This is a genomic window from Desulfovibrio sp. JY, assembly GCA_021730285.1.
Lineage (GTDB): Bacteria > Desulfobacterota > Desulfovibrionia > Desulfovibrionales > Desulfovibrionaceae > Solidesulfovibrio.
In genome coordinates this window covers 1,517,203-1,541,913 of record CP082962.1, presented here as the reverse complement: position 1 = coordinate 1,541,913, position 24,711 = coordinate 1,517,203, and the positions used below count along the sequence as shown (strand labels likewise).

Annotated in this window: 24 protein-coding genes and 1 tRNA gene; 12 read left to right on the top strand and 13 right to left on the bottom strand. The window is 65.2% G+C overall.

The annotated features are described in order from the left end of the window. The first annotated feature begins 1 nt into the window (after position 1). Entirely contained in the window at positions 2-688 is a 687-nt protein-coding gene (locus K9F62_06915; GenBank protein ID UJX42397.1) for a GntR family transcriptional regulator, read from the top strand. A gap of 134 nt (positions 689-822) precedes the next feature. On the opposite strand, the gene K9F62_06910 is transcribed toward K9F62_06915, so the two are convergent. Then, positions 823-899 (bottom strand) — tRNA-Arg (locus K9F62_06910). Between the two features lie 64 nt (positions 900-963). On the opposite strand from K9F62_06910, the gene K9F62_06905 reads away from it, so the two are divergent. Next, positions 964-1,335: an Hpt domain-containing protein gene (locus tag K9F62_06905; protein UJX42396.1), complete on the top strand. Its 372-nt coding sequence runs from the start codon at positions 964-966 to the stop codon at positions 1,333-1,335. Positions 1,336-1,377: 42 nt separating this feature from the next. Beyond that, on the top strand, positions 1,378-1,788 hold the full coding sequence (locus K9F62_06900) for a response regulator (GenBank protein UJX42395.1): 411 nt from the start codon (positions 1,378-1,380) through the stop codon (positions 1,786-1,788). An 80-nt stretch (positions 1,789-1,868) separates the two neighbouring features. Here K9F62_06900 and K9F62_06895 read toward each other — a convergent pair whose 3' ends face one another. The 3 genes from K9F62_06895 to K9F62_06885 all read right to left on the bottom strand — a co-directional run bounded on the left by K9F62_06895 (position 1,869) and on the right by K9F62_06885 (position 5,338). Beyond that, positions 1,869-3,137, bottom strand: a complete 1,269-nt coding sequence (locus tag K9F62_06895) for an HDOD domain-containing protein (protein ID UJX42394.1) — start codon at positions 3,135-3,137, stop codon at positions 1,869-1,871. A 133-nt stretch (positions 3,138-3,270) separates the two neighbouring features. After that, positions 3,271-4,683, bottom strand: a complete 1,413-nt coding sequence (locus K9F62_06890) for a HAMP domain-containing protein (GenBank protein UJX42393.1) — start codon at positions 4,681-4,683, stop codon at positions 3,271-3,273. Then, positions 4,667-5,338 carry a response regulator transcription factor gene (locus K9F62_06885; protein UJX42392.1) on the bottom strand — a complete coding sequence of 224 codons (672 nt, stop codon included), beginning with the start codon at positions 5,336-5,338 and terminating at the stop codon, positions 4,667-4,669. Before K9F62_06885 ends, K9F62_06890 begins: the two co-directional genes overlap by 17 nt. Positions 5,339-5,712: 374 nt before the next feature. Between K9F62_06885 and K9F62_06880 the strand changes: the two genes are divergently transcribed. The 5 genes from K9F62_06880 to K9F62_06860 all read left to right on the top strand — a co-directional run bounded on the left by K9F62_06880 (position 5,713) and on the right by K9F62_06860 (position 12,101). Next, complete coding sequence (locus K9F62_06880; protein ID UJX42391.1) at positions 5,713-5,886, top strand: hypothetical protein; 174 nt, start codon at positions 5,713-5,715, stop codon at positions 5,884-5,886. Between the two features lie 254 nt (positions 5,887-6,140). Next, complete coding sequence (locus K9F62_06875; GenBank protein UJX42390.1) at positions 6,141-6,533, top strand: CBS domain-containing protein; 393 nt, start codon at positions 6,141-6,143, stop codon at positions 6,531-6,533. A 39-nt stretch (positions 6,534-6,572) separates the two neighbouring features. Further along, the gene (locus K9F62_06870; GenBank protein ID UJX42389.1) at positions 6,573-7,073 is read left to right on the top strand and encodes a hypothetical protein; all 501 of its coding nucleotides are present in this window, start codon (positions 6,573-6,575) and stop codon (positions 7,071-7,073) included. Between the two features lie 129 nt (positions 7,074-7,202). After that, complete coding sequence (locus K9F62_06865) at positions 7,203-9,632, top strand: EAL domain-containing protein (GenBank protein UJX42388.1); 2,430 nt, start codon at positions 7,203-7,205, stop codon at positions 9,630-9,632. Between the two features lie 282 nt (positions 9,633-9,914). After that, positions 9,915-12,101: a methyl-accepting chemotaxis protein gene (locus K9F62_06860; GenBank protein UJX42387.1), complete on the top strand. Its 2,187-nt coding sequence runs from the start codon at positions 9,915-9,917 to the stop codon at positions 12,099-12,101. A 96-nt stretch (positions 12,102-12,197) separates the two neighbouring features. Here the strand turns inward: K9F62_06860 and K9F62_06855 are convergent, their stop codons facing one another. Further along, positions 12,198-12,569, bottom strand: coding sequence for a pyridoxamine 5'-phosphate oxidase family protein (locus tag K9F62_06855; protein UJX42386.1), 372 nt, complete (start codon positions 12,567-12,569; stop codon positions 12,198-12,200). 137 nt (positions 12,570-12,706) lie between these two features. Between K9F62_06855 and K9F62_06850 the strand changes: the two genes are divergently transcribed. Next, positions 12,707-13,195 (top strand): Rrf2 family transcriptional regulator, encoded by a 489-nt coding sequence (locus K9F62_06850; GenBank protein UJX42385.1) that lies wholly within the window; start codon positions 12,707-12,709, stop codon positions 13,193-13,195. Positions 13,196-13,366: 171 nt separating this feature from the next. Here the strand turns inward: K9F62_06850 and K9F62_06845 are convergent, their stop codons facing one another. Further along, positions 13,367-16,036, bottom strand: coding sequence for a valine--tRNA ligase (locus K9F62_06845; GenBank protein UJX42384.1), 2,670 nt, complete (start codon positions 16,034-16,036; stop codon positions 13,367-13,369). A 141-nt stretch (positions 16,037-16,177) separates the two neighbouring features. Between K9F62_06845 and K9F62_06840 the strand changes: the two genes are divergently transcribed. Continuing rightward, a complete protein-coding gene (locus K9F62_06840; protein ID UJX42383.1) occupies positions 16,178-17,434 on the top strand; it encodes a hypothetical protein in 1,257 nt (418 codons plus the stop codon). 197 nt (positions 17,435-17,631) lie between these two features. On the opposite strand, the gene K9F62_06835 is transcribed toward K9F62_06840, so the two are convergent. From K9F62_06835 to K9F62_06820, 4 genes are all read right to left on the bottom strand, one after another. Next, positions 17,632-18,036, bottom strand: a complete 405-nt coding sequence (locus K9F62_06835) for a hypothetical protein (protein UJX42382.1) — start codon at positions 18,034-18,036, stop codon at positions 17,632-17,634. Next, positions 18,033-18,620, bottom strand: coding sequence for a hypothetical protein (locus K9F62_06830; GenBank protein ID UJX42381.1), 588 nt, complete (start codon positions 18,618-18,620; stop codon positions 18,033-18,035). The genes K9F62_06835 and K9F62_06830 overlap by 4 nt, the downstream gene beginning before the upstream one ends. Before the next feature lie 21 nt (positions 18,621-18,641). Beyond that, a complete protein-coding gene (locus K9F62_06825; GenBank protein UJX42380.1) occupies positions 18,642-18,836 on the bottom strand; it encodes a hypothetical protein in 195 nt (64 codons plus the stop codon). A 71-nt stretch (positions 18,837-18,907) separates the two neighbouring features. Further along, positions 18,908-19,930: an HDOD domain-containing protein gene (locus K9F62_06820; GenBank protein UJX43156.1), complete on the bottom strand. Its 1,023-nt coding sequence runs from the start codon at positions 19,928-19,930 to the stop codon at positions 18,908-18,910. 152 nt (positions 19,931-20,082) lie between these two features. Between K9F62_06820 and K9F62_06815 the strand changes: the two genes are divergently transcribed. Further along, complete coding sequence (locus K9F62_06815) at positions 20,083-20,853, top strand: CBS domain-containing protein (protein ID UJX42379.1); 771 nt, start codon at positions 20,083-20,085, stop codon at positions 20,851-20,853. 7 nt (positions 20,854-20,860) lie between these two features. Here the strand turns inward: K9F62_06815 and K9F62_06810 are convergent, their stop codons facing one another. Next, the gene (locus K9F62_06810) at positions 20,861-21,424 is read right to left on the bottom strand and encodes a cysteine hydrolase (GenBank protein UJX42378.1); all 564 of its coding nucleotides are present in this window, start codon (positions 21,422-21,424) and stop codon (positions 20,861-20,863) included. A 201-nt stretch (positions 21,425-21,625) separates the two neighbouring features. Here K9F62_06810 and K9F62_06805 point away from each other — a divergent pair, with 201 nt between their 5' ends. Further along, on the top strand, positions 21,626-22,078 hold the full coding sequence (locus K9F62_06805; GenBank protein ID UJX42377.1) for an Rrf2 family transcriptional regulator: 453 nt from the start codon (positions 21,626-21,628) through the stop codon (positions 22,076-22,078). Between the two features lie 160 nt (positions 22,079-22,238). Here K9F62_06805 and K9F62_06800 read toward each other — a convergent pair whose 3' ends face one another. Together K9F62_06800 and K9F62_06795 are read right to left on the bottom strand one after the other, a co-directional pair. Then, positions 22,239-23,105 carry a carbon-nitrogen hydrolase family protein gene (locus K9F62_06800; protein UJX42376.1) on the bottom strand — a complete coding sequence of 289 codons (867 nt, stop codon included), beginning with the start codon at positions 23,103-23,105 and terminating at the stop codon, positions 22,239-22,241. A gap of 2 nt (positions 23,106-23,107) precedes the next feature. Next, positions 23,108-24,490, bottom strand: coding sequence for an APC family permease (locus K9F62_06795; protein UJX42375.1), 1,383 nt, complete (start codon positions 24,488-24,490; stop codon positions 23,108-23,110). Between the last annotated feature and the right edge of the window lie 221 nt (positions 24,491-24,711).

Genomic DNA, 24,711 nt, shown 5'->3' with positions numbered 1-24,711 from the left:
GATGACGATCCGCGAGACCGAAGGGGCGAAGTCCAGCAGCGTGGCCATGATTGCGGAGACCTTGCGGCGCGCCATTTTCGACGGGACCTTTCTGCCCGGCGACCAGCTCAAGGAGATGACGTTGTCGCATTCGCTCGGCGTTTCCCGCAGTTCGGTGCGGGAGGCCCTGCGCATCCTGGCGACCGAGGAGCTTGTGGCGCACCTGCCGAACAAGGGGGCGTCCGTGCGCAAGCTGACACTCGAGGAAATAGACGATATCTTCCTGACGCGTCAGATTCTGGAGCTCAAGGCCTGCGAATGCATTCCCACGACGCCGCAGCGCCTGTTGCGCGCCCTGGAAGAGAGCACGGTCGTCTACGAAGCCCAGGCCGACCTGGATGATCCGGTCGCCATAGCCAATGCCCATATCAATTATCACAAGGCGCTGGTCGGGCTTACGGGCAGTTTGAAGCTGGCCGAACTGGAAGAGAGCCTGATGCGGACCTTGCAGGTCATTATCGCCTGCATCGAAAATGACCGGGACGACACGCAAAACGAAATCGCCAATCACCGCGCGATGACGCGGATGGTCATGGCCGGCGACGTGCGGGGCGCGATGCAGTGGGTGACGGACTACATCCCCAATGGAAAGGATTTCGTCGTCAGGCACATCCTGTCGCAAAAAAACATGCGCCGCCTCCGGCGCTGACCCGGCGATACCCCGCTCGCAACCGGTGGCCACCGTTGCGCCTCTTTGTTGGAGCACAAGGTGCGAATAAAACAAGAAGGCGACCCGCCGTCTTCGACAAGTCGCCTTCAAACGCTGTAATTATTGGATTTTACTGGTGCGCCCGGAGGGATTCGAACCCCCGGCCGGCGGATTCGAAGTCCGACGCTCTATCCAGCTGAGCTACGGGCGCGTGAAACTTCCTTAATTGCCCAAGCGGCACCCCGTCAAGGCACAAACAAGGAGATCCGGCCGGCATGAGCGCCGCCCCACCCGCCGACATCCCCCCGAAAACCGTGGCCGTATCGGCGGAACTGCGCCCCATCTTTGCCCGGTTTCTGGCCATACAGAACGAGCACGTCGCGGAACTCGAAAAAGCCCTGGCCGCCCGCGACAGCGAAACCCTCTGCCGGCTGGCCCACACCATCCGGGGATCGGCCGCCACCTTCCAGCTCCCGGAAGCGGCGGACATGGCCCAGGCCCTGGAGGAAAACGTCGCCCGCGCCGACCTTGCCGCGGCCGGCCGCCTTATCGCCGCCCTGGGCCGCTACTTCCGCGAGACGGACATCGAATTCGTCGAAGCCCCGACCAAGGACGCGGCGGTTGCTTCCGCCAAAAAAAGCCCCTAACATCTTTGGACCGGCACTGCCGCCGGGACCGGGGGCTCCATCATGCGCTTTCTCATCGTGGATGACGACGAAAGCATTATTCTTTTCCTGCGGACCTTTCTTTCCGCCTACGCCGAATGCCTCACCGCCTGCGACGGCATGGAGGCCCTGTCCGCCTTCGAGGCCGCCCTGGAGGAGGACAGGCCCTTTACCGCCGTCTTTATGGACATCCTCATGCCCGGCATGGACGGCAACGAAGTGGTCCAGGCCCTGCGCCGCATCGAGGACACCCACAATCCGGCCGAACGCTTCAAGCTCATCATGATTTCGGTGCTGACGGACACCAAGAATGTCAGCGAATCCTTCTTTCACGGCCGGGCCGACGCCTACCTGCCCAAGCCCCTGCGCCGCGAAACCCTGCTGGCGGAACTGGCCAAGCTCGGCCTGATTCCCCCGCCGCCCCTGTCGCCATAACGCCCGCGCCGCCCCGGACGGAAACGCCTTCCCGCTTCCGGGGGCCTGTCTTGCAAGGATGGACTCGGGACTGGCCGCCGTCAGGACGATGGCCCGACCGCATGCTGGGTGATGAAAAAGGCGCTGCTCCAGGCCATGGCCTCGCTGGCGCAGGCCTTGACCGTTTCCAGGTCGAAGCCGAGCTTGCGGGTCAGGTCGTCGAGGCGCGCCCAGTCCGCGTCCTCGATACAGGCCACGAGGTCGAGCAGCGGCTCGTATTCGCTCTGGGTTTCGCGGCGAAGCGCCGCCTTGAGCGTTTCCTCCAGGGGCAGATGCTCGGTCACCTTGGCCATGGGCATGCCCAGGATGGCGTCGAGCAGGGAAAAAAGCCCCAGCAGGAACAGCGAGCCCGGATTGAAGTCCCAGTAGTCGTAGCGCGTGGCCACGAGCTCCAAAAACCGCGCCCGGCCGAGGGACAGCTCGGCCAGCTCGCGCGGCATGTCGCCGTGCTGGGCCATGTCGGCCAAAAGCACGGCCCGCAGCCAGTTGCGCATCGTGATCGAGCCGAGAAGCATGATGGCTTGCCGGATGGACTGGATCTTTTGCGGAAAGCCGAAAGCGGCGCTGTTGAGGTAGGAGAGCAAGCGGAAACTCACGGACACGTCGGCGGAGATCCCCTCGGCCAGGGCGTCCACATCCGGATCCTCGGCCTCGATCAGGCGCAGCAGGGTGAACCGGCTCATCTGGTGCGAGGTGAGCCGCCGCTCGGCGATGATCTCGGGCTCCTTGAAAAACCGCCCCTGGAACAGGGTGAAGCCGGCGGCCTTGAGGGCCTCGAACTGCTCGAGCCCCTGCACCCTGGAAGCGAGCAGGATGACCTTGCGGCCCCGGGCGGCGTCCAGGAAATCGCGGGGATCGGCCCCGGAGCCGGCGTCGAAGCACAATACATCGGCCAGTTCGGCCAAACCCGGCGTCGCGGCCATGCCCGGCCCGGAATCCAGGGCCAGGACGTAGCCGTCGGCCCGCAACTGGCGCACGGCCGCCGTAAGCGCCTCGGGCTGCGTCACCGCCCCCACGGCCTTGACCACGCCGTGCGCCGGCGGCAGGGCGTACGGGGCCTTGGCGAGCAGCCCGACCTCGTCAAAGGGGGCCACGACCTTCTTGCCCCGCTCCACGGCGTGCTGCACGCCCATGTACGAGGAAGAAGCCAGGGAGTCGGCCACCTGTTCGCGGTCGGCAAAGCAGGCCACGGCCTCGCAGGCGTCCGAACCGCCCTGGATCTCGTATCCCCACAGCTTGCGCTTGACGTCGAACAGGGCCTGTTTGGTGAAAAAAAACGGCGTGGCGCTGGTAGCTTCCGTTTCGGTCATGGCGGTCTCCCCGTGATTGACGGTGCGTCCGGGCAAACACCTTCGGTCCCCGACCTTGCCGTAATCATGCCCGAGCCGGCCGGCCTTGACAACGCCTTTTCCCGAATATGCGGCGCGTTACACCGCAACGGCGTCACAAAGCGGGAAGTTCGCCCTCCGTCGCCGCCGGCAGGCTGAAGGTGAAGCGGCTGCCCTGGCCCGGCCTGCTCTGCACGTCGATGACCCCGCCATGGGCGAAGAGCACCGCCCGCACCAGCGACAGCCCAAGCCCCAGCCCCCGCCGTGACCGGCTCTTGTCGGCCCGGTAGAGGCGTTCGAAAATGCGGGGAATGTCCTCGGCGCCTATCCCCTCGCCCGTGTCCGCCACGCACACCGACACCGCCCCGTCGTGCAGCCGGCCGGAAAGTTCCACCCGGCCGCCGGCCGGGGTGTATTTGACGGCGTTGTCCAGCAGATTGGCCAGCACCTGGCGCATGCGGTCCACGTCGGCCATCACCGGCAGCCGCCCGGTCGTATCGACGACCACGGCAACCCCTTTCTCCTCGGCCACGTACTGGTACAGCTCGGCCGTCTCCCCGATCAGGGTGGCCATGTCCATCGGGCCCAGGTGCAGGCGCATGGCCCCGGTCTCGGCCTCGGAAATGTCCATGAGGATATCGAGCATGGACACCATGCGACGGGTCTCCTCGGCGCAGTCGAGCAGGGCCTCGCGCAGGGCGTCGGGATCGGTCTTGGTGGCGGCCACCTCCACGGCGGCCAGGGTCCGGGTGGCCGGGGTGCGCAGGTCGTGGGCCACGTTGTCCAGCGCCTCGCGCATGCCGGCAAGAAGCGCCTTGATCTTGTCGAGCATGGCGTTGAAAAGCAGCGCCAGCTCGTTGAGTTCGTCATCGGCCCCCACGGCCGGGACGCGGGCGTCCATACGGCCGGTGTCGATGGCCCGCACGGTGTCGATGAGGTTCTGGATGGGCTTGAGCACGCGCCGGGCCAGCACGAAGCCGGCGGCCAGGCCGATCAGCGCCACCGGGGCCATGATGCCGGCGAAAATCACCCGGAACTGCCGCAGCAGCCGTTCGCGGTCGCTGGCGTCCTTGCCCATGTACACCACGCCGCCGCCGGGAAGCGCCCGGGAGGCCACTTCCAGCAAGGCGGCATCCTTTTTCTGGGGCAGGAAAAACCACTGGATGCCGGCGCTCGGGGCGTCGTTCTCGAGCTTTTCCGGCAACGGCGGCAGGTCGGACGGGGAAAGGTTGAGCAGCTGCTTCCCGTCGGCGTCCACGATGCGCAGATAGTATTCGTCGTAGTCGTAATTCTCGCGCTCGGTGCGCACGAAATCGACCAGACCGCTCAGCCCCTTTTTGAGGCCGATGGAGGCGTATTCGCGCAGCTTCTGGGCCATGGCCACCCGGTCGCCCTGGCGCACGGCGTCGGAGAGCAGCGAATAGGCCAGGAGAAACAGGATCAGCGCGCTGGAAATGAAAATCAGGGAATAGCGGACGGTCAGACGAACGGTGGTGGAACGGAAAAGCGCCCTACTCTTTAAGGACATACCCGACCCCGCGCAGGGTATGCAGCATCTTCTTGTCCCAGTCCCGGTCGATCTTGTTGCGCAGCCGGCACACGAGCACGTCCACCAGGTTGGTCTGGGGATCGAAATGGTAGTCCCAGACATGCTCCATGATCATGGTCTTGGACAGCACCTTGCCGGCATTGCGCATGAAATACTCGAGCAGAGCGAACTCGCGCGGCTGGAGTTGCACGGCGGTCTCGCCGCGATGCACCTCCCGGGTGAGCAGGTTCATGGACAGCTCGCCCACGGTCAGCCGGGTGGGTTCGGACACGCTGGAGGAGCGGCGGATGAGCGCCTGGACCCGGGCCAGCAGTTCGGAAAAGGAAAAGGGCTTGGAAATGTAGTCGTCGCTGCCGGTTTCGAGCCCCCGCACCCGGTCCTCGACCGAGCGCTTGGCCGACAGGATGATAATGGGCGTATTGACCTTGCGCCGGCGCAGCTCCTCGATGACCTTGAGCCCGTCGAGCCCCGGCAGCATGACGTCGATGACGGCCACGGCGTACGGTTCGGTCGCGGCAAGGTGCAGCCCGTCCAGCCCGTTGGCGGCATGGTCCACGGCGAATCCGCTTTGCCGCAGGCCGCCGATGATAAACGACGCGATTTTCTCGTCGTCCTCAACGAGCAGAATCCGCATGGGCCGTTTTTCCTTGTCCCGTACATCAGGGGGCGCGGGGATGGCGCACCCTTTTCCCGCACGATCTTTTGGCATGGTGTACATGGTACGGCTCATAAAGACCAGTGGGCGGGAGCGCCACAGATTTCACTTGATTTTCACATCTGTAATCGCCCGGCAAGGCCGCAGCAACCTGCCGGAATATCGCGTATTTCATATTTCATCGCTGTAATGCTGGCGTAAGTGGCCGGAAAGGGGTCCGGGCTTAGACCCCATATGTCGACTCGGGAAACATGTCGCCCGGTCGACGTGGGGGCACCGGCCCATGTGGGGGCCCGCCTCGTCGGCTGGGGGGGATTCGCCAGATTTTCGAACGTCGCTTAAGGAGCGCAATCATGAAAAAGATCATTGTCTTCACCGTCATTTCCTGCCTGCTCGCCACCTCCATGGCTTTCGCCGGCACCAAGAAGAAGAAGCATAAAAAGCCCACCAAGAGCGACAGCTACTCTGTCGTCGAGATGCTGAAGGCCAAGAAGAAGGCCAAAAAGAGCACCACCCCGGCCAACTAGGCGCCGGATCGTTTTGAGGCGGCGCTCGGGCCGCGAGAAGGCCGGGGGTTTCCCCGGCCTTTTTTTGTCGGGTCAGGCTGTCCGGCCGGGCGGGAGCCGGGCGGGGCGCGGGCGCGTACGGCCCTTCCCGGATGCCGTATGCCGGCACGCCGGGAGAGCAGGCAAATGCGCGGCGGGGGCCGTCTTGACTTGCCGCCCTGATTCGGCAAGGATTCCGGAAAACGGATCGTGTCGCCGTTTTTCGGAGTCACCCCATGCTTGTAGCCGATCTGATGACCAGCCAATTGCGCTGCCTGCGCGAGTCGGACAGTCTGGCCGACGCCATGTCCCTCATGCAGGAGCTTTTCGTCCGCCATATCCCGGTCACGGACGAAGACGGACAACTCGTGGGGCTCGTGACCCAGCGCGACCTGCTGTCCCTGGAAAACAGGAAGGACCCGGTCACGGCGCTTAAGGACGTCATGCGCACCGACCTCGTGACCGTTTCCCCGGACACGGCCCTACGCGCGGCGGCCGAAACCATGATCTACAACAAGTTCGGCTGTCTGCCCGTGGTCGAGAACGACCGACTGGTCGGCATCATCACGGAAACCGATTTTCTCAAACTCGCCATTTTCCCCATCGCTCCCCGGCGCGACGAATCGTAACGGCGCGACCGGTCGCAAGCCAAACGGAGGTGTCCCCCCATGATCCCGTTGCGTCACCTGCCCGTCCTGGTTTTGACCCTGCTTTTCGCGGCGGCCCTGTGTCCCCGCCTGGCCGGCGCATCCGACCTGACGCGTTACAAGGAGTTGCGCAGCGACTTCGTCAAGGTGACGGACATCGAGGAGCGGATGCGCACCGAGGAAAAATACGTGCCCACCGGCGACAAGGTGACGCTGCAAAAGGTGCCGTACAAGGAAGTCATCGTTACGGCGGAACTGCGGCGCAAACCGCCCTCCAGCATGGACTCGCTTTTAAGCGACCAGGCCAATCCGCTGCTTCGCATCTGCATGTCCCGTTTCGACGCCACGGGCAAAGCCCTCGACGACGACTGCCAGTCCCTGCATTTCCAAAGCATGGTCAAGGGCAACGTGGGCACGGCCATCTTCCGGCTCACCGACGATACGGCCCGGTACGAATTCCACATGGCCCAAAAGCCGGGGGACAAGGGCTCGTCCATCAAGTTGTGGTACCCCACCAATTAGCGACCGCCCGGCCAACACGCTTCATGACGGTTGCGTGAAGAAACCTTCCTGCGCTACCATGCCGCTATGACGTTGCCGGACTCCCCGGCGGCATCATAACACGCTGCTTTTGCGTGGCAGGGAGTTTTCATGACGCCTCCCCGCATTCTGATCGGCGAGCAGGACCGTGCCGCGGCCGCATATCTGGCCGGGCTCCTCGATAAAAACGGCTACGTGCCGCTCGGGCCCACGGCGTCCTGCCGGGAGACCCTGGAACAGGCGGATGCCGACCGGCCGGACCTGGCCGTCCTGCGCCTCGACCTCGAAGGGGCCTGCGACGGCGCGGACGCGGCCGGGCTGCTGCGCGAAGGGCACGACATCCCCGTTATTCTCCTGGCCCGAAACGGCGACGCCTGCCGGCTCGAACCGGAGCGCCGGGCCCAGGTCACCTTCCTCCTGTCCCATCCGCCGGACGACCAGACGCTCCTGGCCGCCGTGGAAACCAGCCTGGCCCGCCAGCGACTGGACAGGGCCCTGGCCAAGGGCCAGGCCCAAAGCCGCGCCGTGTTCGCCGCCGCGACCACGGCCCAGTTCCTGCTCGACGCGGACGGCCGGCTGCTCGACGCCAATCCGGCCGGGGAAAAGCTCTTTGCCCGCCTGCCCGGAAGCCTGGCCGACGCCTCCCTCGAGGCCGTCCTGGGCCCGGAGGCCTGGAGCCAGGTATCGCCGCTGCTTCCCGCGGCCCTTGGCGGGGAAACGACCCGCGCCCGCGTCCTGGGCCGTCTGCCGGACGGCCGCGCCATCCCCCTGGCCCTCACCTTCGTTCCCCTGCCCGCCGACGACGGCCCCCGGCTGCTGCTCGAGGCCTGTCCCGCCCGCGCCCCGGACCTGCGGCCGGACCAGCCGGACCTGGAACTGGGACGTTGTCCCGATGGGTTTTTCGTGCTCGACGCCGAGGACCGGCTGCTGGCGGCCAATGCCGCCGCCTGGGGCATTTTCGGCCTGTGCGGCCCGCCGGCCCATGGCGTGCCCGTGGCCGACGCCCTGCCCGAGGAGCTGGCCACCGCCCTGTCGCGCGACGCCAGCCGGGTCATCGCCTGGAACGAGCCGGTCAAAAAGGAAGCGACCGTATCCATCGGCGGCGCGGACAAGACGCTGCTGCTGGCGCTTTTTCCCATGGGCCACGACGAGGACTCGCGCCTGGCCGGCGGACTCGTCACGGACATCACCGACCGCAAACGCCTGGAAAGCCAGCTGGCCCACATGGCCTTCCACGATCCGCTGACCGGCCTGCCCAACCGCTCCCTGTGCCTGGACCGCATCCGCCAGGCCATCGAGCGCTCCAAACGCCGCGACAACTACCAGTACGCCGTGATCTTCCTCGACCTCGACCGGTTCAAGGTCATAAACGACAGCCTGGGCCACCACATGGGGGACAGGCTCCTGGAGGGCGTGTCCAAGCGGCTTCGGGAATGCGTGCGCGGGCTGGACACGGTCTCGCGCCTGGGCGGCGACGAATTCGTGGTGCTGCTCGAGGAAACCGGCTCCTACCGGGAGATCGTGCGCATCGTCAAACGCATCCGCAGCGCCGTCGGGGAAGTCTTCCAGTTCTGCGACCACGACATCCACGTCACCTGCTCCATGGGCATCGTCATCAGCCCCTGCCTCTACGACAAGCCCGAGGAGCTCCTGCGCAACGCCAACATCGCCCTGCACCGGGCCAAGGGCGAGGGCAGAAACCGCTTCAAGGTCTTCAACACCCGCATGCTCGAAGACGCCATCCGGCTGATGGACCTGGAAAGCGCCTTGCGCCTGGCGCTTGACCGGGGGGAATTCTTCCTCGACTACCAGCCGATCCTGTCGCTTTCCGACCGCAGCCTGCAAGGCTTCGAGGCGCTGGTGCGCTGGCGGCGTCCGGACAAAGGCGTGGCCGCGCCAAAGGATTTCATCCCCGTGGCCGAGGATACCGGGCTGATCGTGCCGCTGGGGCTGTGGGTGCTGGAAGAGGCCTGTCGGACCATGGTTTGCTGGCAGGCGGACTTTCCCCAGGTGCGGGGCATGTCCATGAGCGTGAACCTGTCGGCCAAGCAGCTCACCCAGCCGACCCTGGTCGAGGACGTGGAGCGTATCCTGCGGAGCACCGGACTCGATCCGCGCGTGCTCAAGCTCGAAATCACGGAAACGGTCATCATGGACAACCCGGAGGTGTCGATCCTGCGGCTCAAGCGCCTCAAGGAGCTTGGCGTGCGCCTGTCGGTGGACGATTTCGGCACCGGCTACTCGTCGCTGTCCTATCTCCAGCGCTTCCCCATCGATACGTTGAAGGTCGACCGCACCTTCGTCAGCGAGATCGAGGCCAACGAGAACCGCAAGATCGTCGGCGCGGTGGTAGCCCTGGCCCACAGCCTGGGCCTCGACGTGGTGGCCGAGGGCGTGGAGCTGGAGGCGCAGTCGGCGGTGCTCAACGATTTCGCCTGCGAGTCCGGGCAGGGGTTTCTTTTCTCGCGCCCCATCGCCCGGGAGGCTGTGGAGCGCATGCTCCACACCGGGGCGTGCGGCCAGGAGCCTTCCGCGCCGTAGCCGGAGAATTTTCTCCGCCGCGCCGGGTCCGACGTCCGTCTTCCCCGGCTAACCGCTTTTTCCAAAACAATGCAGGATAGCGACAGGCCGTCGCATCCTGGCGCTGGGTTATGGACGACGGCCAGGCATTGCAGCTGCCGGGGTGATGCTATTGTTTTTTTTAACGGCATCGGGCAAAATAGATTCATTCAGTAAAGTAAGACATATTATAACATTCGTTTCAAAGTATTGATGGATGGGGATGCCCGGGCTGGAACTGACTTTAGCACAGAGGAACTTCGCATGAAGAACATGAAACTCGGCCTCAAGATAGGCATCGGCTTCGGCTGCCTCATTCTCATAGCCTGCGCTCTCGGCCTGCTCGGCGTCTTCAACATGCGCACCGTGGAAAAAACTTCCGAAAAGCTTTCAAGCCAATACATCCCCGAAACGGGCATCGCCAATGAAATCGAACGGACATCCTTGCTCACCATGTACGCCATGCGCGGCTATTCCTTGAGCATGGAGGAGAGCTATCGGGAACAGGCCAAGAAACAGATCGAGGCCGTGCGCAAGGCCCTGGCCCAGGCCAAGGACCTTTCCACCCAATATCCCGATCTGGTGCGCTTGCGGGCGGACCTGCCCAAAGTCGGGGCCGCGGCCGATGACTACATTGCCCTGGCCGGGGAAACCGAAACGAGGATCAAGGCCCTGGCCGGCGCGCGCAAGGCCATGGATACGGCGGCGGCGGATTTCGTCCAAAGCGTGGAACAGCTTTCGGTCAGCCAGAAAAAGCAGTTCGCCGAGGAAATCAAGGCCGGGGCGGACGGCGCCGCACTGGCCGAGCGGTTGTCCAAGCTGTCCGATGTGGCCGACATCACGCGGCTCGGCTTCGACATCCGGGTGCGCAACTTCAAGTCCCAGGCCGTGGGTGACCGCAGCATCCGGACCGAGGCGCTGCAACTGTTTCCCAAGGCGGAGGCGGTGGTAAAACACCTGGGTTCCCTCACGCGCAAGCTGGAAGACCAGAAGGAAATCGCCGATGTCGGGCAGTCCCTGAACCAGTACAAGGCGGCCATGACCGCGTTTGACGCCGGCATGGCCGCCCTGGCCGAGCTGGGCGTCAAGCGCGACGAAGCGGCGGCCAACATCGAGAGCCTGGCCATGGACATGGCCAAGGCGGGCATGACCAACACCCAGCGGCTGTCCGACGCGGCCGTGGCCGAACTCGAGACGGCAAGCACCATCATGATTTCCGGCCTCGTCGCCGCCCTGCTCCTTTGCATCGGCGTCGCGTTCTCCCTGACCCGGGCCATCACCCGGCCGATCCTGTCCAGCGTGGTCTTTGCCGACCGGGTGGCCGGCGGCGACCTGGACGGCGTGCTCGACATCCACCAGGGCGACGAGGTGGGCAAGCTCGCCGACAGCCTGCGCACCATGGTGGAACGCCTCAAGGAACGCATCAAGGAAGCCGACGCCCGGTCGGCCGAGGCGGCCGAAGAGGCGGCCAAGGCCAGACAAGCCATGGACCGGGCCGAAGCGGCCCAGCGCGAGGCCACTTCCCAGCGCGACGCCATGCTGACCGCCGCCGTCACCTTGCAGGAGGTGGCCCAGACCACGGCCACCGCCTCGGAAGAACTCTCGGCCCAGATCGAACAGGCCAGCAACGGCGCGTCCCAGCAATCCCAAAGCGCGGCCGAGACCGCCACGGCCATGGAAGAGATGAATTCCACCGTGCTCGAGGTGGCCAAGAACGCCTCCATGGCCGCCGGCACCGCCGACCAGGCCAAGGAGAAGGCCCTGCGCGGCAAGGAGGTCGTGGGCGAGGTCGTGCGCGGCATCGACACGGTGCAAAGCCACGCCCGGGAGTTGCAGCGCGACATGGAAACGCTCGGCGAGCGGGCCAGCGGCATCGGCGCGATCATGAACGTCATCTCCGACATCGCGGACCAGACCAACCTGCTGGCCCTTAACGCCGCCATCGAGGCGGCCCGGGCCGGCGACGCCGGGCGCGGTTTCGCGGTCGTTGCCGACGAAGTCAGAAAGCTGGCCGAAAAGACCATGAACGCCACCAAGGAGGTGGGCCAGGCGGTCACCGGCATCCAGCAGGGCGCGGCCAGCAACGTGGACAAGGTCAAGCAAACGGTGGAAACCATCGCGGACACGACGCAGCGCGCCAACCAGTCCGGGGAGGCGCTCAACGAAATCGTGTCCCTGGCCGACATGGTGGCGAGCCAGATCCAGTCCATTGCCACGGCCTCGGAGCAGCAATCGGCCACGAGCGAAGAGATCAACCGCAGCATCGACGACATCAACCGGATTTCCCTCGAAGCCTCGGAAGGCATGCGGCAATCGGCCCAGGCCGTTTCCGGCCTGGCCGAGCAGTCGGCCGTGCTGACGCGGCTTATCGCCGAAATGCGCGGCGAAGAAGCGTCTGCTGCGCACGCGCCCGCCAGAATCAGAAAGACTCGGGCGCTGCCCAGGGGCTAGCCCGAACGCCCGGGTGTTTCCGCGGGGCCGGTCCGTTCGCTGACGCGCGTCGGCGGTCGGGCCGGCCTGCTTGTTTTGACAGGGAGGAAGCACCGGTTACAGGGTTTGCTGCAACGAGGTGACGGTGACCTCCAGCACGCGGGTGGTGAAAGGAAACTTTTCCTTCATGAGATCGAATTCCGGACCCGAGCGCAGAAAGCGGGCTGTGCCGCGCAGGTGGAACCCCGTGCCCGGTCCCCGCAGGCCGGCGACTTCCTTGCTGCCGAGGGTCAACTGCACGGCGTCGTTGCCTTGCGTCTTGCGCTCCGTTTCCCGCATCTTCCAGGCGGGAATGAGCAGCGTGCCGTCTCTGGGCGAAACCAGGTAGGAATTCCAGGTATTGACCACGTGGGCTTCGCCGTCGGCGCAGGTCACGATGGAAACCACGCCTTCCTTGCCGAGGACTTCGTGAAAGGTCTCCGTGAACATCTTGCGACTCCTTGGGGTAAAATAATCATGGACAATAATTGTCGTTGATATCCATAATAAGGCAGTCGGGCCGGGTCAAGACAAAACCGTCGACGCCGGGTATTTGGGGGGGCAGTTCAAAGGCAGGGAGGCGGCCGGTGCAATTCAGTGTTGGCGTAGAATACGCATTTCATTCTCTTTTTTATATGATCGACCTGCCCTCCGGCACGACGGTGGGGATTCGGCAGTTGGCCGGACTCCATGATATCACCGAAAGCTATCTTTCGAAGATTTTTTCCAAGCTGCGCAAGGCGGGCATCGTCCGGTCCGTCTCCGGGGTGAAGGGCGGCTACGAGCTGGCCCGGCCGGCGGACGAGGTGACGTTTTGGGACGTGGTGGAAGCGGTGGAAGGGGTGTCGTTTTTCTTTCAGTGCGCCGAGATCCGCCAGAAGAACATCTTCGAGGACGGTTCCTCCGTGTTTTCGGGCAAGTGCCCCTGTCTGATCAAGGTGGTGATGCAGGAGGCCGAGGAGGCTTTTCGCGACAAGCTGCGCGCCAGGAGCCTGGGCTGGCTCCATGCGCAGGTCCAAGGCGGCTTTTCCGAGGGCAAGCGGCAGGCCATGGCGGCCTGGATACGGTCGCTTTAACCCGACGGGACTTTGCTTTTCCGGTTGGCACGACAAGCGCGTTGACCGGAAGAAGTGCGCTGCAGTTCATTTGGATTCCGGCGGGGAATCCCAAGGGGCATGAAACGACAAACGCCGGGCGGTTCTTCGGAACCGCCCGGCGTTTGTCGTTTCAATGGAAGAAAAGGCCGTCTACTCGGCCATCAGCTTCCTGATGCGGTCCTTGAGCTCCCGAAGCCGCGCCAGCCGTTCGCCCAGCGCCTCCTGCTTCTCCCGCTCCTTGGCCACCACCTCGGCCGGCGCGCGCGACACGAAGTCCTCGTTGCCGAGCTTTTTCTCCACGATGGTCAGTTCCTTGACCGTCTTCACTTCTTCCTTGGACAGGCGCAAAAACTCCACGTCGAAATCCACGGCCCCGGAAAGCGGCACGTAAAGGGCGCAGGTCCCGGCCGCCGTGGAGGCCGAGGCCTTCGGCGCGGTGATCTCGAGCCCGGCCTCGAAGCGTTCGAGCTTGGCCAGAAAGACGATCATGGCCGTATTGGCCGTCAGCGAAGCGACCTCGCTGTCGCTGTCGGCATGGACCAAGGCCGTCAGCTTCACGCCCGGATTGATGTTGAGCTCGGCCCGGATGTTGCGCACCCCGACCACAACGGCCTTGAGGAGCTCCATGTCGGTCTCGGCCGTCTCGGAAATAAGCCCCGGCCGCGCCTCGGGATACGGCATGCGGGCCAGGTTGGGATCGGCCACGCCCGGCAGCTTGCTCCAGATCTCCTGGGTGACGAAGGGCATGAAAGGATGCATGAGCGTGAGCACTTCGGAGAGTACCGTGTACAGCACCCGCTTGGCCGCGCCCTTTTTGGCCGCGTCCTCGCCGCCAAGGTCCACCTTGGCCATCTCCAGGTACCAGTCGCAAAATTCCCGCCAGAAAAAGCCATAAAGCTCCTGGGCCGCATCGTTGAACTGGTAGCTCTCGATCGAGGCCGACACCTTCGCCTTGAGCCGCTCCAGGCGCGACAGGATCACGGCATGGCACAGCCCGGCCCTGGCCGCCTCTTCCACAGGAATGTCCGGCGCGCCTTCGCCGATGTGCATGAGCGCGAACCGGGCCGCGTTCCAGACCTTGTTGACGAAATGGCGGTAGCCCTCGATGCGCTCCTCGGACAGCTTGATGTCGCGGCCCATGGCGGCGAAAGCGGCCAGGGTGAAGCGCAGGGCGTCCGTGCCGTAGTGGTCCATCATGGCCAGGGGATCGATGCCGTTGCCAAGGGACTTGCTCATCTTGCGGCCCTCGGCGTCGCGCACCAGGGCGTGGATGTAGACTTCCTTGAACGGCACGTCCTTCATGAAATGCAGGCCCATCATCATCATGCGGGCCACCCAGAAAAAGAGGATGTCGAAGGCGGTGCTGAGAACCGTGGTCGGGTAAAACGTCTTCAGTTCCTTGGTCTGGTCGGGCCAGCCCAGGGTGGAAAACGGCCACAGGGCCGACGAGAACCAGGTATCCAGCACGTCCGGGTCGCGGGTCAGGGTCGTCGCGCCGCACTTCGGACACGTCGTCGGGTCCTCGCGGGCGACGATCAGCTCGCCGCAGGCCTCGCAGGTCCAGGCCGGAATGCGGTGCCCCCACCAGATCTGGCGCGACACGCACCAGTCGCGGATGTTGTCCAACCAGTCGTAATACGTCTTGGTCCACTGGTCGGGCAGGATGGTGGTGCGGCCGTGTTCCACGGCCTCGCGGGCCGCCCTGGCCAGGGGGGCGGTTTTGACGAACCACTGCTTGGACACATACGGCTCGATGACCGTGCGGCAGCGGTAGCACTCGCCCACGTTGTGCTCGTAGTCGCGGATGTCGTCGAGGAGCTTCAGTTCCTTGAGGTCCTCGATGATGACCCGGCGCGCCTCGGCGCGGTCCAGGCCGCGGTACTTCTCGGGCGCGTTCTCGTTGATGTTGCCTGCCTCGTCCTGCACGGCGATGACTTCGAGGTGGTGTTTGCGGCCGAGCTCGAAGTCGTTCATGTCGTGGGCCGGCGTGACCTTGAGGCAGCCGGTGCCGAATTCCCGCTCGACATAGGCGTCGGCGATGATCGGCAAGCGCCGGCCGACCAGGGGCAGGATGGCGTGCTTGCCCACGAAGTCCTTGTAGCGTTCGTCCTCGGGATGCACGGCCACGGCCGTGTCGCCGAGCAGGGTTTCGGGGCGGGTGGTGGCGATGGTGAGGAAGGCGCCGGGCATCTCCTCCACCGGGTAGCGGATGTGGTAGAGCTTGCCGATATGCGGCGCGTACTCCACTTCCAGGTCGGCCAGGGCGGTATGGCAGCGCGGGCACCAGTTGATGATGTAGTCGCCCCGGTAGATGAGCCCCTCTTCATAAAGACGCACGAACACCTCGCGCACGGCGCGCGAAAGGCCCTCGTCGAAGGTGAAGCGTTCCCGGGTCCAGTCCACGGACGCGCCGAGGCGCCGGATCTGGTTGAGGATCTTGCCGCCGTATTCGGCGCGCCACTTCCAGACTTCCTCGATGAAGGCTTCGCGGCCGATGGCCTCGCGCGAGACGCCCTTGGCGGCAAGCGACCGCTCCACCACGTTTTGCGTGGCGATGCCGGCATGGTCCGTGCCCGGCACCCACAGGACGTTGCGGCCCCGCTGGCGATGATACCGGCACAGGATGTCCTGGATGGTGATGTTTAAGGCATGGCCCATGTGCAGGGCCCCGGTCACGTTGGGCGGCGGGATGACGATGCTGTACGGTTCGCCCGGCCCGTCGGGGTCGGGGGTGAAGGTCTTGTCTTCCTGCCAATATTTGATCCACCGGGCCTCGACATCGGCCGGTTCGTATCCCTTGGGTAGGGCCTCGCTTGTCATGCTGCGCTCCTTGGAAAAAGGCGGCGCAAAAGCGCCGCTCAAGCGGCCTTGGATACAAAAGATCGCCGCGGTTGTCACTGTCCCGCGCCCGCGTTCGGCCTAGCGCCTTGCCGCCCACGCGCCGAGACGCTAGGTTGCCCCATGGCCGCGCGGTTTTTCGTCCTGTGGGACCATTCGTACTTGTGGGGATTGCTGTTGTGCCGAGGGCTCGCCGCCCTGGGCGCCGACGCGCGTCCCGTCAGTTGCGCGCAGGTCGCCGCCGGGGCGCTTTGGCGCGAGCCGCCGACCGCGCTGTTCGTGCCCGGCGGATTCGCCCGGCGCAAATTCGCCGCCCTGGGGCCGGCCGGCACGGCGGCCATCCGCGACTACGTGGCCAAAGGCGGCGTCTACTGCGGCTTTTGCGGCGGGGCCGGACTGGCCCTGTCCCACCCCGACGGACTGGCCCTTTGCTCCTGGACGCGCCGGACCTTCGCCGACCGCCTCGATCATCTGGTCAGCGGCCACGTGCGGCTGCGCCTGGACCCGGATTCGCGCCTGACCCCGCCCGACGTTCCCCCGGCCCTGGCCGCCCCGGTCTGGTGGCCGGCCGGATTTTGCCCGCCGGAAAACGGCCCCGACCCGGACGTGGCCGTGGTCGCCGCTTATGCCGGGGCCGAAGCGGACCTGCTTCTGGCCGACATCGCCCTTGGCGGCATGTCCGAGGCGCTTTTGGACCAGTGCCGCGAGCGCTTCGGCGTAACCCTCACCCCGGCCTTTCTCGAGGGGGGGGCCTGCATGCTCTCGGGCCGCTATGGCCAGGGGCGCTACGTCCTGTCCCATGCCCACCTGGAAACGCCGGATTCGCCCCAGGCCAATGCCTGGCTGTCCCATCTGCTCACGGTTTTCACCTGCGGCGACGCCTTCGGCCGCGTCGTGCCGGCCTGGGACCCGGCGGCCGCTCCGGCGCGCTTCGATGACCAGCACCTGACCGAGGCCAGGCAGGCCATGGCCGCCGCCATTCTGGCCGGCCGGCAGGCCCGATTCCTTTTCGCGCGAAACACCTGGCTGCTCGGCTGGCGACCGGGCATGCCCGGCTTTCCCCTGTCCAACCTGGCCGCCATGCTGGCCGGCGCGGCCGCCCTGCCCCCGACCGAGGCCGCCCAGAACTACTGGCGCGAGGTCGGCGGCGACTTCGCCGCGCGCATGCAGGACTTCGCCGCGCGGCTGGAGACGTTCTTCCCGGCCCGACGCCTCGAGATCACCCTGTCCCTGGTCGACGGCCCGGCCACGGCCGATCCCGACCTCGTGGCCGAACGCCGGGAACTCTTCGGCCAGGGCCCGGGCGGCGGCGGCCTGTGCGCCGCGCTGACCGACACCCTCGACGGCCTGCTGCTGCGTTTGCTGCAAAAAGAACTTTGAAAAGGATACCGGGGGGAACCCTTTCTGAAGAAAGGTTCTCCCCCCGGACCCCCCTTCCAAAGACTCTCAACGGGTACAGTGAGTGACCGGAACCCCACCTGTAACCGTTAAAAGTTTTGGGGAGGGGAGAGCGCGAGAGGGGGACCCTTTTTTCAAAAAGGGTCCCCCTCTCGCACATCTTCTTCCTTCCCAAAAAACTAATGTCCGAAATAGTGCATCACGTCGTTGTGGGTGGCCTTGGAGATGAGCTTCATGCGCAGGTAGACGTCGGGGTGCACCTGGAACACGCCGGCGAGAAACAGAAACCGGGGATCGTCGAGTTTGTCGTTGCCCTTGGCGGCGAACTGCAGGGCGTTTTGCACCGTGTGCTCGAAATCGTAGCCGCCCTGGCGCAGGGTGTCGGCGTACAGATCGCAAACCCGTTCCCGGTACTCGTCGGCCGACATTTTCTCCGGCAGCTTGCGCTTGGCCGCGTCCACCCGTTGCAGGTAGTTGAACACGTTTTGTTTGTTGAACGGCATGGAGCGGCCGCTTTCCGCCGCCCAGGCGCCGACGGCGACGAGGAGGACGGGCAGGAAAAACCAAAACACCCGGCGGGTCATTGCGCGGCCTTGTTGCCGTCCGGCCCGGCGCAGGGCGCGAACAGCGGCTGGTAGAAGTAGCTGAGCGACCCCGTGTCCTTTTCCTTGGAAAAGGACATGCGGATGAAGACATTCCCGAGCGGCCAGGCCAGATCGTCGGGATGCCCGTCCATTTCCAGGGGCTTGGTGTACTTGGCGGTCAGAAAATTGCGGATGCTCTCGTGGGCCTTGCGGCCTTTGTATTCCACCATCACGGCCGCGAACTTGCTTTGGCAAAAGCCGTAGACGACGTCGCTCAAAAAGGCGTCGCCGATGCGGTAGACCACGCCGGCAACCGTGGCGTAGGAGGCCTGCCCGTCCTTTTCCACCACGGTCAGATCGGGCACGGCGGCCATGGGCGTGCCCCACTTGGTGCCGTGGAAGGAGTTGGGTTCCTGGATGACCTTGCCCGGGACGTCGACGGATTCGTTGCCGGCGGCCTGTTCGGTGGTCCGATGGGATTTTTTCGCGGCGTGGGTCTTGGCCGCCTGACTTTGCCTGGCGAAACCGGGTGCGGTCACCAGCAGTGCGCACACGACGGCCGCGATGCAAAAACGGATTTTCATGTTTTTTTTGGGGGGGAAGAATCAGGCCGAAGCGTTCATGATCATGCCGCGCAGCGTCACGGCCATGATCTCGCTTTGGATATTGCGGCTGCTCGAGAGGAAATGCGCCAACTCCGCGCGACGGGCGTCGCCCTTGACCGACATGTAATCCATAATCATGTCGTTGATATGGGTCCCGTTCAGCGGAGTGATGGTCACGGTGTTGGAGGGCCGCATGGCTGATTGCTCCATTTTCCCTGAGGATATATCCGCCGCCGGCCAATGGCAAGCGCCGCCGACGCCGGCGATCACGACGCCACCAGGGCGATCATGGCGGCCAGACCGCTGGTCAGGATTTCCTGAAATTCGACGGGATCGGCCTGCTCCAGGTTGAAAGGGGCCAGAACCCGCCCGTCGAGACGCGGCAGGCCGGCGCAGGGCGTCGCCCGCACGCCCAGGGCGTTGGCCATGAAATCGGCGGCATGCACCGCGGCGGCCATGAGGCTGTCCGGGTACTGGGAGGGCTGGTGGTGGCCAGCCACGGCCACGGCCAGATGTTCCGGCAACCGCCATTTGCCGGCGATGCGCCCGCCCAGGGCGGCATGGTCGAAGCCCAGCTCGAGGCGCTCGGCCGCGTCCAGGGACAGGCGGGACGGACCCGTCCGGGCCAGGCTGACGGCGGCCAGATCGGGCTCGGCCACGGCCAGAAGCAGCCGGCCCACGTCATGGAGCAGTCCGGCCACGAAAAACCGCTCCCCGCCCCGCTCGCCCACGCGTTCGGCCAGGGCCCGGGAGAGCAGGCCCACGGCCACGGCATGCTTCCAGAAATCATCCAGCACGAGCAGGTCGGACCTGGGCGGACAGGCGGCAAGCCGGCTGAGGACCGAGCCGGCGGCCATGGTCTCGAGCTCGTCCAGCCCGATGAGGCTCACGGCCCGGGAAATGGTCTCCACCCTGGCCGCCGGGGCGTACAGCGGGCTGTTGGCCAGGCGCAGGACATAGGCGGCCAGGCCTGGGTCCATGGAAATGATGGCCCCCACGCCGGCCGGGGTGGCCAGGGGGTCGTCAACGGCCCGGCGCAGGGCCAGATAGGCTTGGGGCAGCGGCGGCGGGTTGAGGGCGGCCAGACAGCTTGTAGGGGAGCCCGGCGCCTCCAGCAGACGCGCCTTGGCCCCGTCCGGATCGGAAACCGCGACGCAGGTCGCCGACTGCGCGCGCAGCGGTTCCCCGTAGGCCAGAAAACGTGCCGCAAAGGCGGCCTGGGCCGACGACCGGGAATCACCGATCCCCGGTCGGCCGGGGCCGGGATGAGAGGCGGCTTTGGCGGACATCATGACACGGGCTCCCTGGTACGCAATACTTATGCCAATTACCTGATTTCATCCAGGCGGGCAAGGCATGGCGCACCCGGCCGTCCGCTTTTCTTGACTTTCAACCAACGCGGGATATTGTGCATAAACACTTCCTTCCATTCGGGTATCCCATGTTCAAGCAGAGGGTCGGCGAATTGGCCAAAAGGCCCCATATCGTCGCTGCGGAGGCTTCCGTAACGCAGGCCGCCGACCTTATGGCCCGCGAGGGCATCAGTTGCCTGGCCGCTGTCAGCGGAGCCAAGGTTGTGGGCTTCCTGACCGAAAACCAACTCGTCCGCCACTTCGACGTGGACCTGGACCTCGACGCGTCCATCCGCGATTTCCTGACCCGGCCGGAAGGGGCCGTGGCCAAGGACATGCGCGTCTCCGAGGCGGTCAAGCTCCTGCTCGAGCGCGCGGTGCGCCATCTGCCGGTGATGGACTTCAGCGGTTCGCTGCTGGGGCTGGTCACGGAAAAGGAACTCGTGGACGCCCTGGCCGTGGACTTCATGGTGGAGGACGCCGTGTGCAGCGACCTGATGCGCCGCGATCCCGTCACCCTCCCCGCCGACCGGAGCGTGCGCGAGGCCCTGGCCCTCATGCGCGAAAAAAACGCCGACTGCCTCCTGGCCCTCAATGCGGACAAGCCCGCCGGCATCTTAAGCGAACGCGACGTGCTGTCCCGGATCATGGGCTTTCCCGAACGCCTGACCGCCCCGGTTTCCCGCCATATGACCGCGCCGGTGATCAGCGTGCCGACCACCGCCGTGGTCTACAAGGTGATCCTTTTCATGCGCCAGAAAGGCGTGCGCCGCCTGGCCGTCATCCACGAGAACGGAAGCCTGGCCGGCATGCTGTCCCAGCGCGACATCCTGGTCTACGCCCGCCGTATCGGCCTGTAGGATCCCGTCAGACCAGATCCGCGGCCACGACCATAGTGGCGTAGACCGCGCCAAGAGCCGCCAGAAAGGCCGCCTGGACGTCGGGCGCGGCCACGTTCCTGCCGCCGAAGGCCAATCCCCGCGTGGCGCAGGCGTCGGCCACCACCGTCACCGGATAGCGCAGATCGAAGGCGGCCCGCACCGTCGCATCCACGCACATGTGGGTCATCATGCCGCAAACGACCAGCCGCTTGGCTCCGGCCGCGTCCAGGCGCGCGGCAAGCTCCGTTTCCCGGAAACTGTTGGGAAAAGCCTTGGTCACCACCGGTTCGCCAGGCCTGGGGGCGACCGTCCCATGGATCGCCGCGCCCCAGGAGCCGGGAAGAAAAAACGTCGCCCCGGGCCGCGCCGCTTCGTGGCGCACGTGGATGACGGGAGCGCCCTTATCCCGGAACCGGGCCAGAACGCCGGCGGCCCGGCCGGCCGCGTCCTCGGCCCCATGAAGCTCCATGGCCCCGCCCGGAAAATAGTCGTTTTGGATGTCCACAAGCACGAAGGCCGTTGCGGCGTCGATAATGGCGTCCCTGGTCATGACGGCTCCTTGCCCCTTTCGGGCCCGGCCCGGCGAGGCATGCGCCTTGACGCCGGACTATCGTTTTTGGCAATAATCAGCATTGAATCGATCGTCTTTGTCGTCCTATCCCCTTTTCGCACCCCGGCGGCAAGGGGTGCGCGAAAAGGATCACCACGCCGGGGGCCGGCACGGCAGCGTACGCCGGCGAGGAGACAGGCCATGCCCGTCACCCAGAAATGCCAATACGCCCTGCGCGCCCTGTTCGAGCTGGCCCGGCGCAAGGGCGACGGCCCCATTCCCGCCGGCGGCATCGCCGAACGGCAAGCCATCCCCAAAAGGTTTCTGGAAGTCATCCTGCACCAGTTGCGCCAGGGCGGGTTCGTGGACTCCCAACGGGGCAAGGAAGGCGGCTTCTACCTGGCCCGCCCGGCCGAAACCGTGACCGTGGGCGAGGTCATCCGGTTCATGGACGGCCCCATCAGCCCGGTGGACTGCCACCGGGAGCGGCCGGGACACGACTGTCCCCTGCGTGGCGGCTGCGTGTTTCGCGAGGTATGGGAAGAGGCCAGGGCCGCCCTGGAAAAGGTCTACGACGCGCGGACCCTGCGCGACCTGCTGGAGGAGGACCGCCGTCGCGAGGCCATGGCGGGCGTCCCGGCCTATGTGATTTGAGAGGGAAGAAAGGGAATGGGAATGGGAAAGGGAGAGGGAAGAGGATGCGAGAGGGGAAACCCTTTCAAGAAAGGGTTCTCCCCTCTCGCATCCTCTTCCTAAAGTTTATAATGGGGTGGCGACATAAGGGGTGTTACGGAAACGTAGCGCCCATCGTATGTTATCGACCGCCCCAGGTGCGGGGATCGATGGCGCCGTTGTAGAGCGGCAGCGCCAGCGGCGCGTCCTCCTTGCCGAACTGCGCCCACATGCGGTTGAGGCCGCAGGTGCCGAACCGGCGCACCCGCTCCACCTCCTCCAGATTGAGCACATCGGTCATGATCGCCGACGACTCGCTGGGCAGGCTCACCCGGACATTGCCCTCGGGGTCGGCGATCAGGCTCTGCCCCGTTCCCGCCGGCGCGGCGGCATTGATGCTGACGACGAACACCTGATTGAAAATGGCGTTCGCCTGGACCAGGGTTTTCTCCTTCTCCCGGTCGCAGGTCGAGGTCTGGGCCGGATTGAGGATCACCTCCGCCCCCATCCAGGCGAGCTGGCGCGCCACTTCCGGGAACCAGATGTCGTAGCAGATGGCCAGGCCGACGCGGCCGATGTCCGGGATGTCGAACACCGTGAAAGCGTTGCCCGGGACGTACGGCTCGAAAGGACGCCAGGGGAAACACTTGCGGTAGGTCGCGGCCAGCTCCCCCTGCGGCGAAAAGACCGGGGCGGTATTGTACACCTTCCCCCCGCCGGCCGACTCGCAGACGGTCCCGGGCATAAGCCAGACGCCGAGCCGCCGGGCCACGGCGGAGAGCCGCTCGATACGCGGCCCTTCAAGGGGTTGCGCGGCTTCCACGAGCGCGGCGCTACGCTCCCCGGGCGTGCCGGAAACGCCGCAGAGATGGATCTCCGGGTACACGACCAGCTTCGTTTGCGGAAAATCCGACAGCAACGCTTCCAGTTCGCTCTCGAACGCGTCCAGTCCCGCCTCCCCGGTCCGGGAAGTGGCCTGCACGGCGAGGATAGGCAGGTTCCGGGCCATGCCTAGGCCCTCGTCGTCGCGGCGGCGACGTCGCTTTCGGCAAGGGCCTGCTCTTCGTCGAAATCGACTTCGGGCGGCTCTTTCGAGAAGAATTTGGTGAGGTACAGCAACTGCGCGAGCCCGAGGCACAGCCAGACGGAACCGAGAATCACGGCGTTGCGGTCGAGATGGGACAACAACCAGATATTGACGACCGCGCCGATCAAAGGAAGCACCACGGCCCGAAACGCGCCGTACCGTTGCCGCGTCGCCGCGTCCCTGCGGTACATGAAGACCACCGAGAGATTGACCATGGTGAAGGCGACGAACGCGCCGAAGTTAATAAACGAGGCTGCGGACAGCACATCGAGGAACAGGGCGATGACGCCGATGGCCCCGGTCAGGATGATGTTGCCGACGGGGGTGCGGAACCGCTTGTGCAGCTGACCGAAAAAGCGGTTGGGCAGCACGGAATCGCGCCCCATGGCGTACATGAGCCGGGAGGCGCTGGCCTGGGCGGCGATGCCGGAGGTGAACTGCGCGAGAACCATGCCGGCGAGGAAAATCGCGCCGAAAAGGTCCGAGCCGATGGCCTTGGCGATCTCGAAGGCTGCCGAGTCGGCATCCTGGAAGGTCGCCCCGGGGTGCACAAGCTGGGTGGTGTAGCCGACGAAGACGTAGATGGCCCCGCCGATCAGCGCCGTCAGAATGATCGCTTTGGGAATGGTGCGCTTGGGATCGATCGTTTCCTCCGTCAGCGTGGTGACGGCGTCGAAGCCGAGGAAGGAGTAGGCGGCCACGGCCGCGCCGGCGGCGATGGTGGAAAACGTCGAACCCGGGTTGAAAAACGGCGTCAGGCTGAAGGCGGCCTGCACGCCGTGGTCGCCGATGATATGGCGCAACGAGAGCAGCACGAAAATGACGATGACCAGCACCTGAAAGACCATGAGCAGCGAGTTGACCCGGGACGCCAGCTGGATGCCGTACACGTTGAGCACGGTGGTCAGGGCGATGAATCCGAGCAGGAAGACCCAGCTCGGCACCCCGGGAAACTGCGCCGTCAGGTAGGCCGCGCCGATCAGCCAGATGACCATGGGCAAAAAGAAGTAGTCCAGCAGGATCCCCCAGCCGACCATGAAGCCCAGGCGCGCGTCGATGGATTTGCGGACATAGGTGTAGGCCGATCCGGCCACGGGATAGGCCTTGGCCATGATGCCGTAGCTGTAGGCCGTGAAAATCATCGCCACGGTCGTGATGATGTAGGCCGTGGGCACGGCGCCGTTGGTGGCGCTGGCCACGACCCCGAACGTCCCGAGCACGATCAGCGGGGTCATGTAGGCCAGGCCGAAAAGGACGACGGCTTTGAGCGACAACGTTCGATTGAGGTGCGTCGTTGCGTCCGACATTGCTCTCTCTCCTCCGATGCGAATTGTCTGGAAGAAAACCCGATCACGCCACTGTTGCCGCGTGCGGCATTTCCAACCATGCAGGAGCCGTTTTCCGGTGCGTTCCCGCGCGGGAGCGGCCTTCCCGGAAATTTGCCCCCACATGCAAGGACAGAGAAAGTTTAATGACAGTATTGTGAATTCCGTCCATACCCCAAAAGGCGTATGCCGAGCCCGCTCAA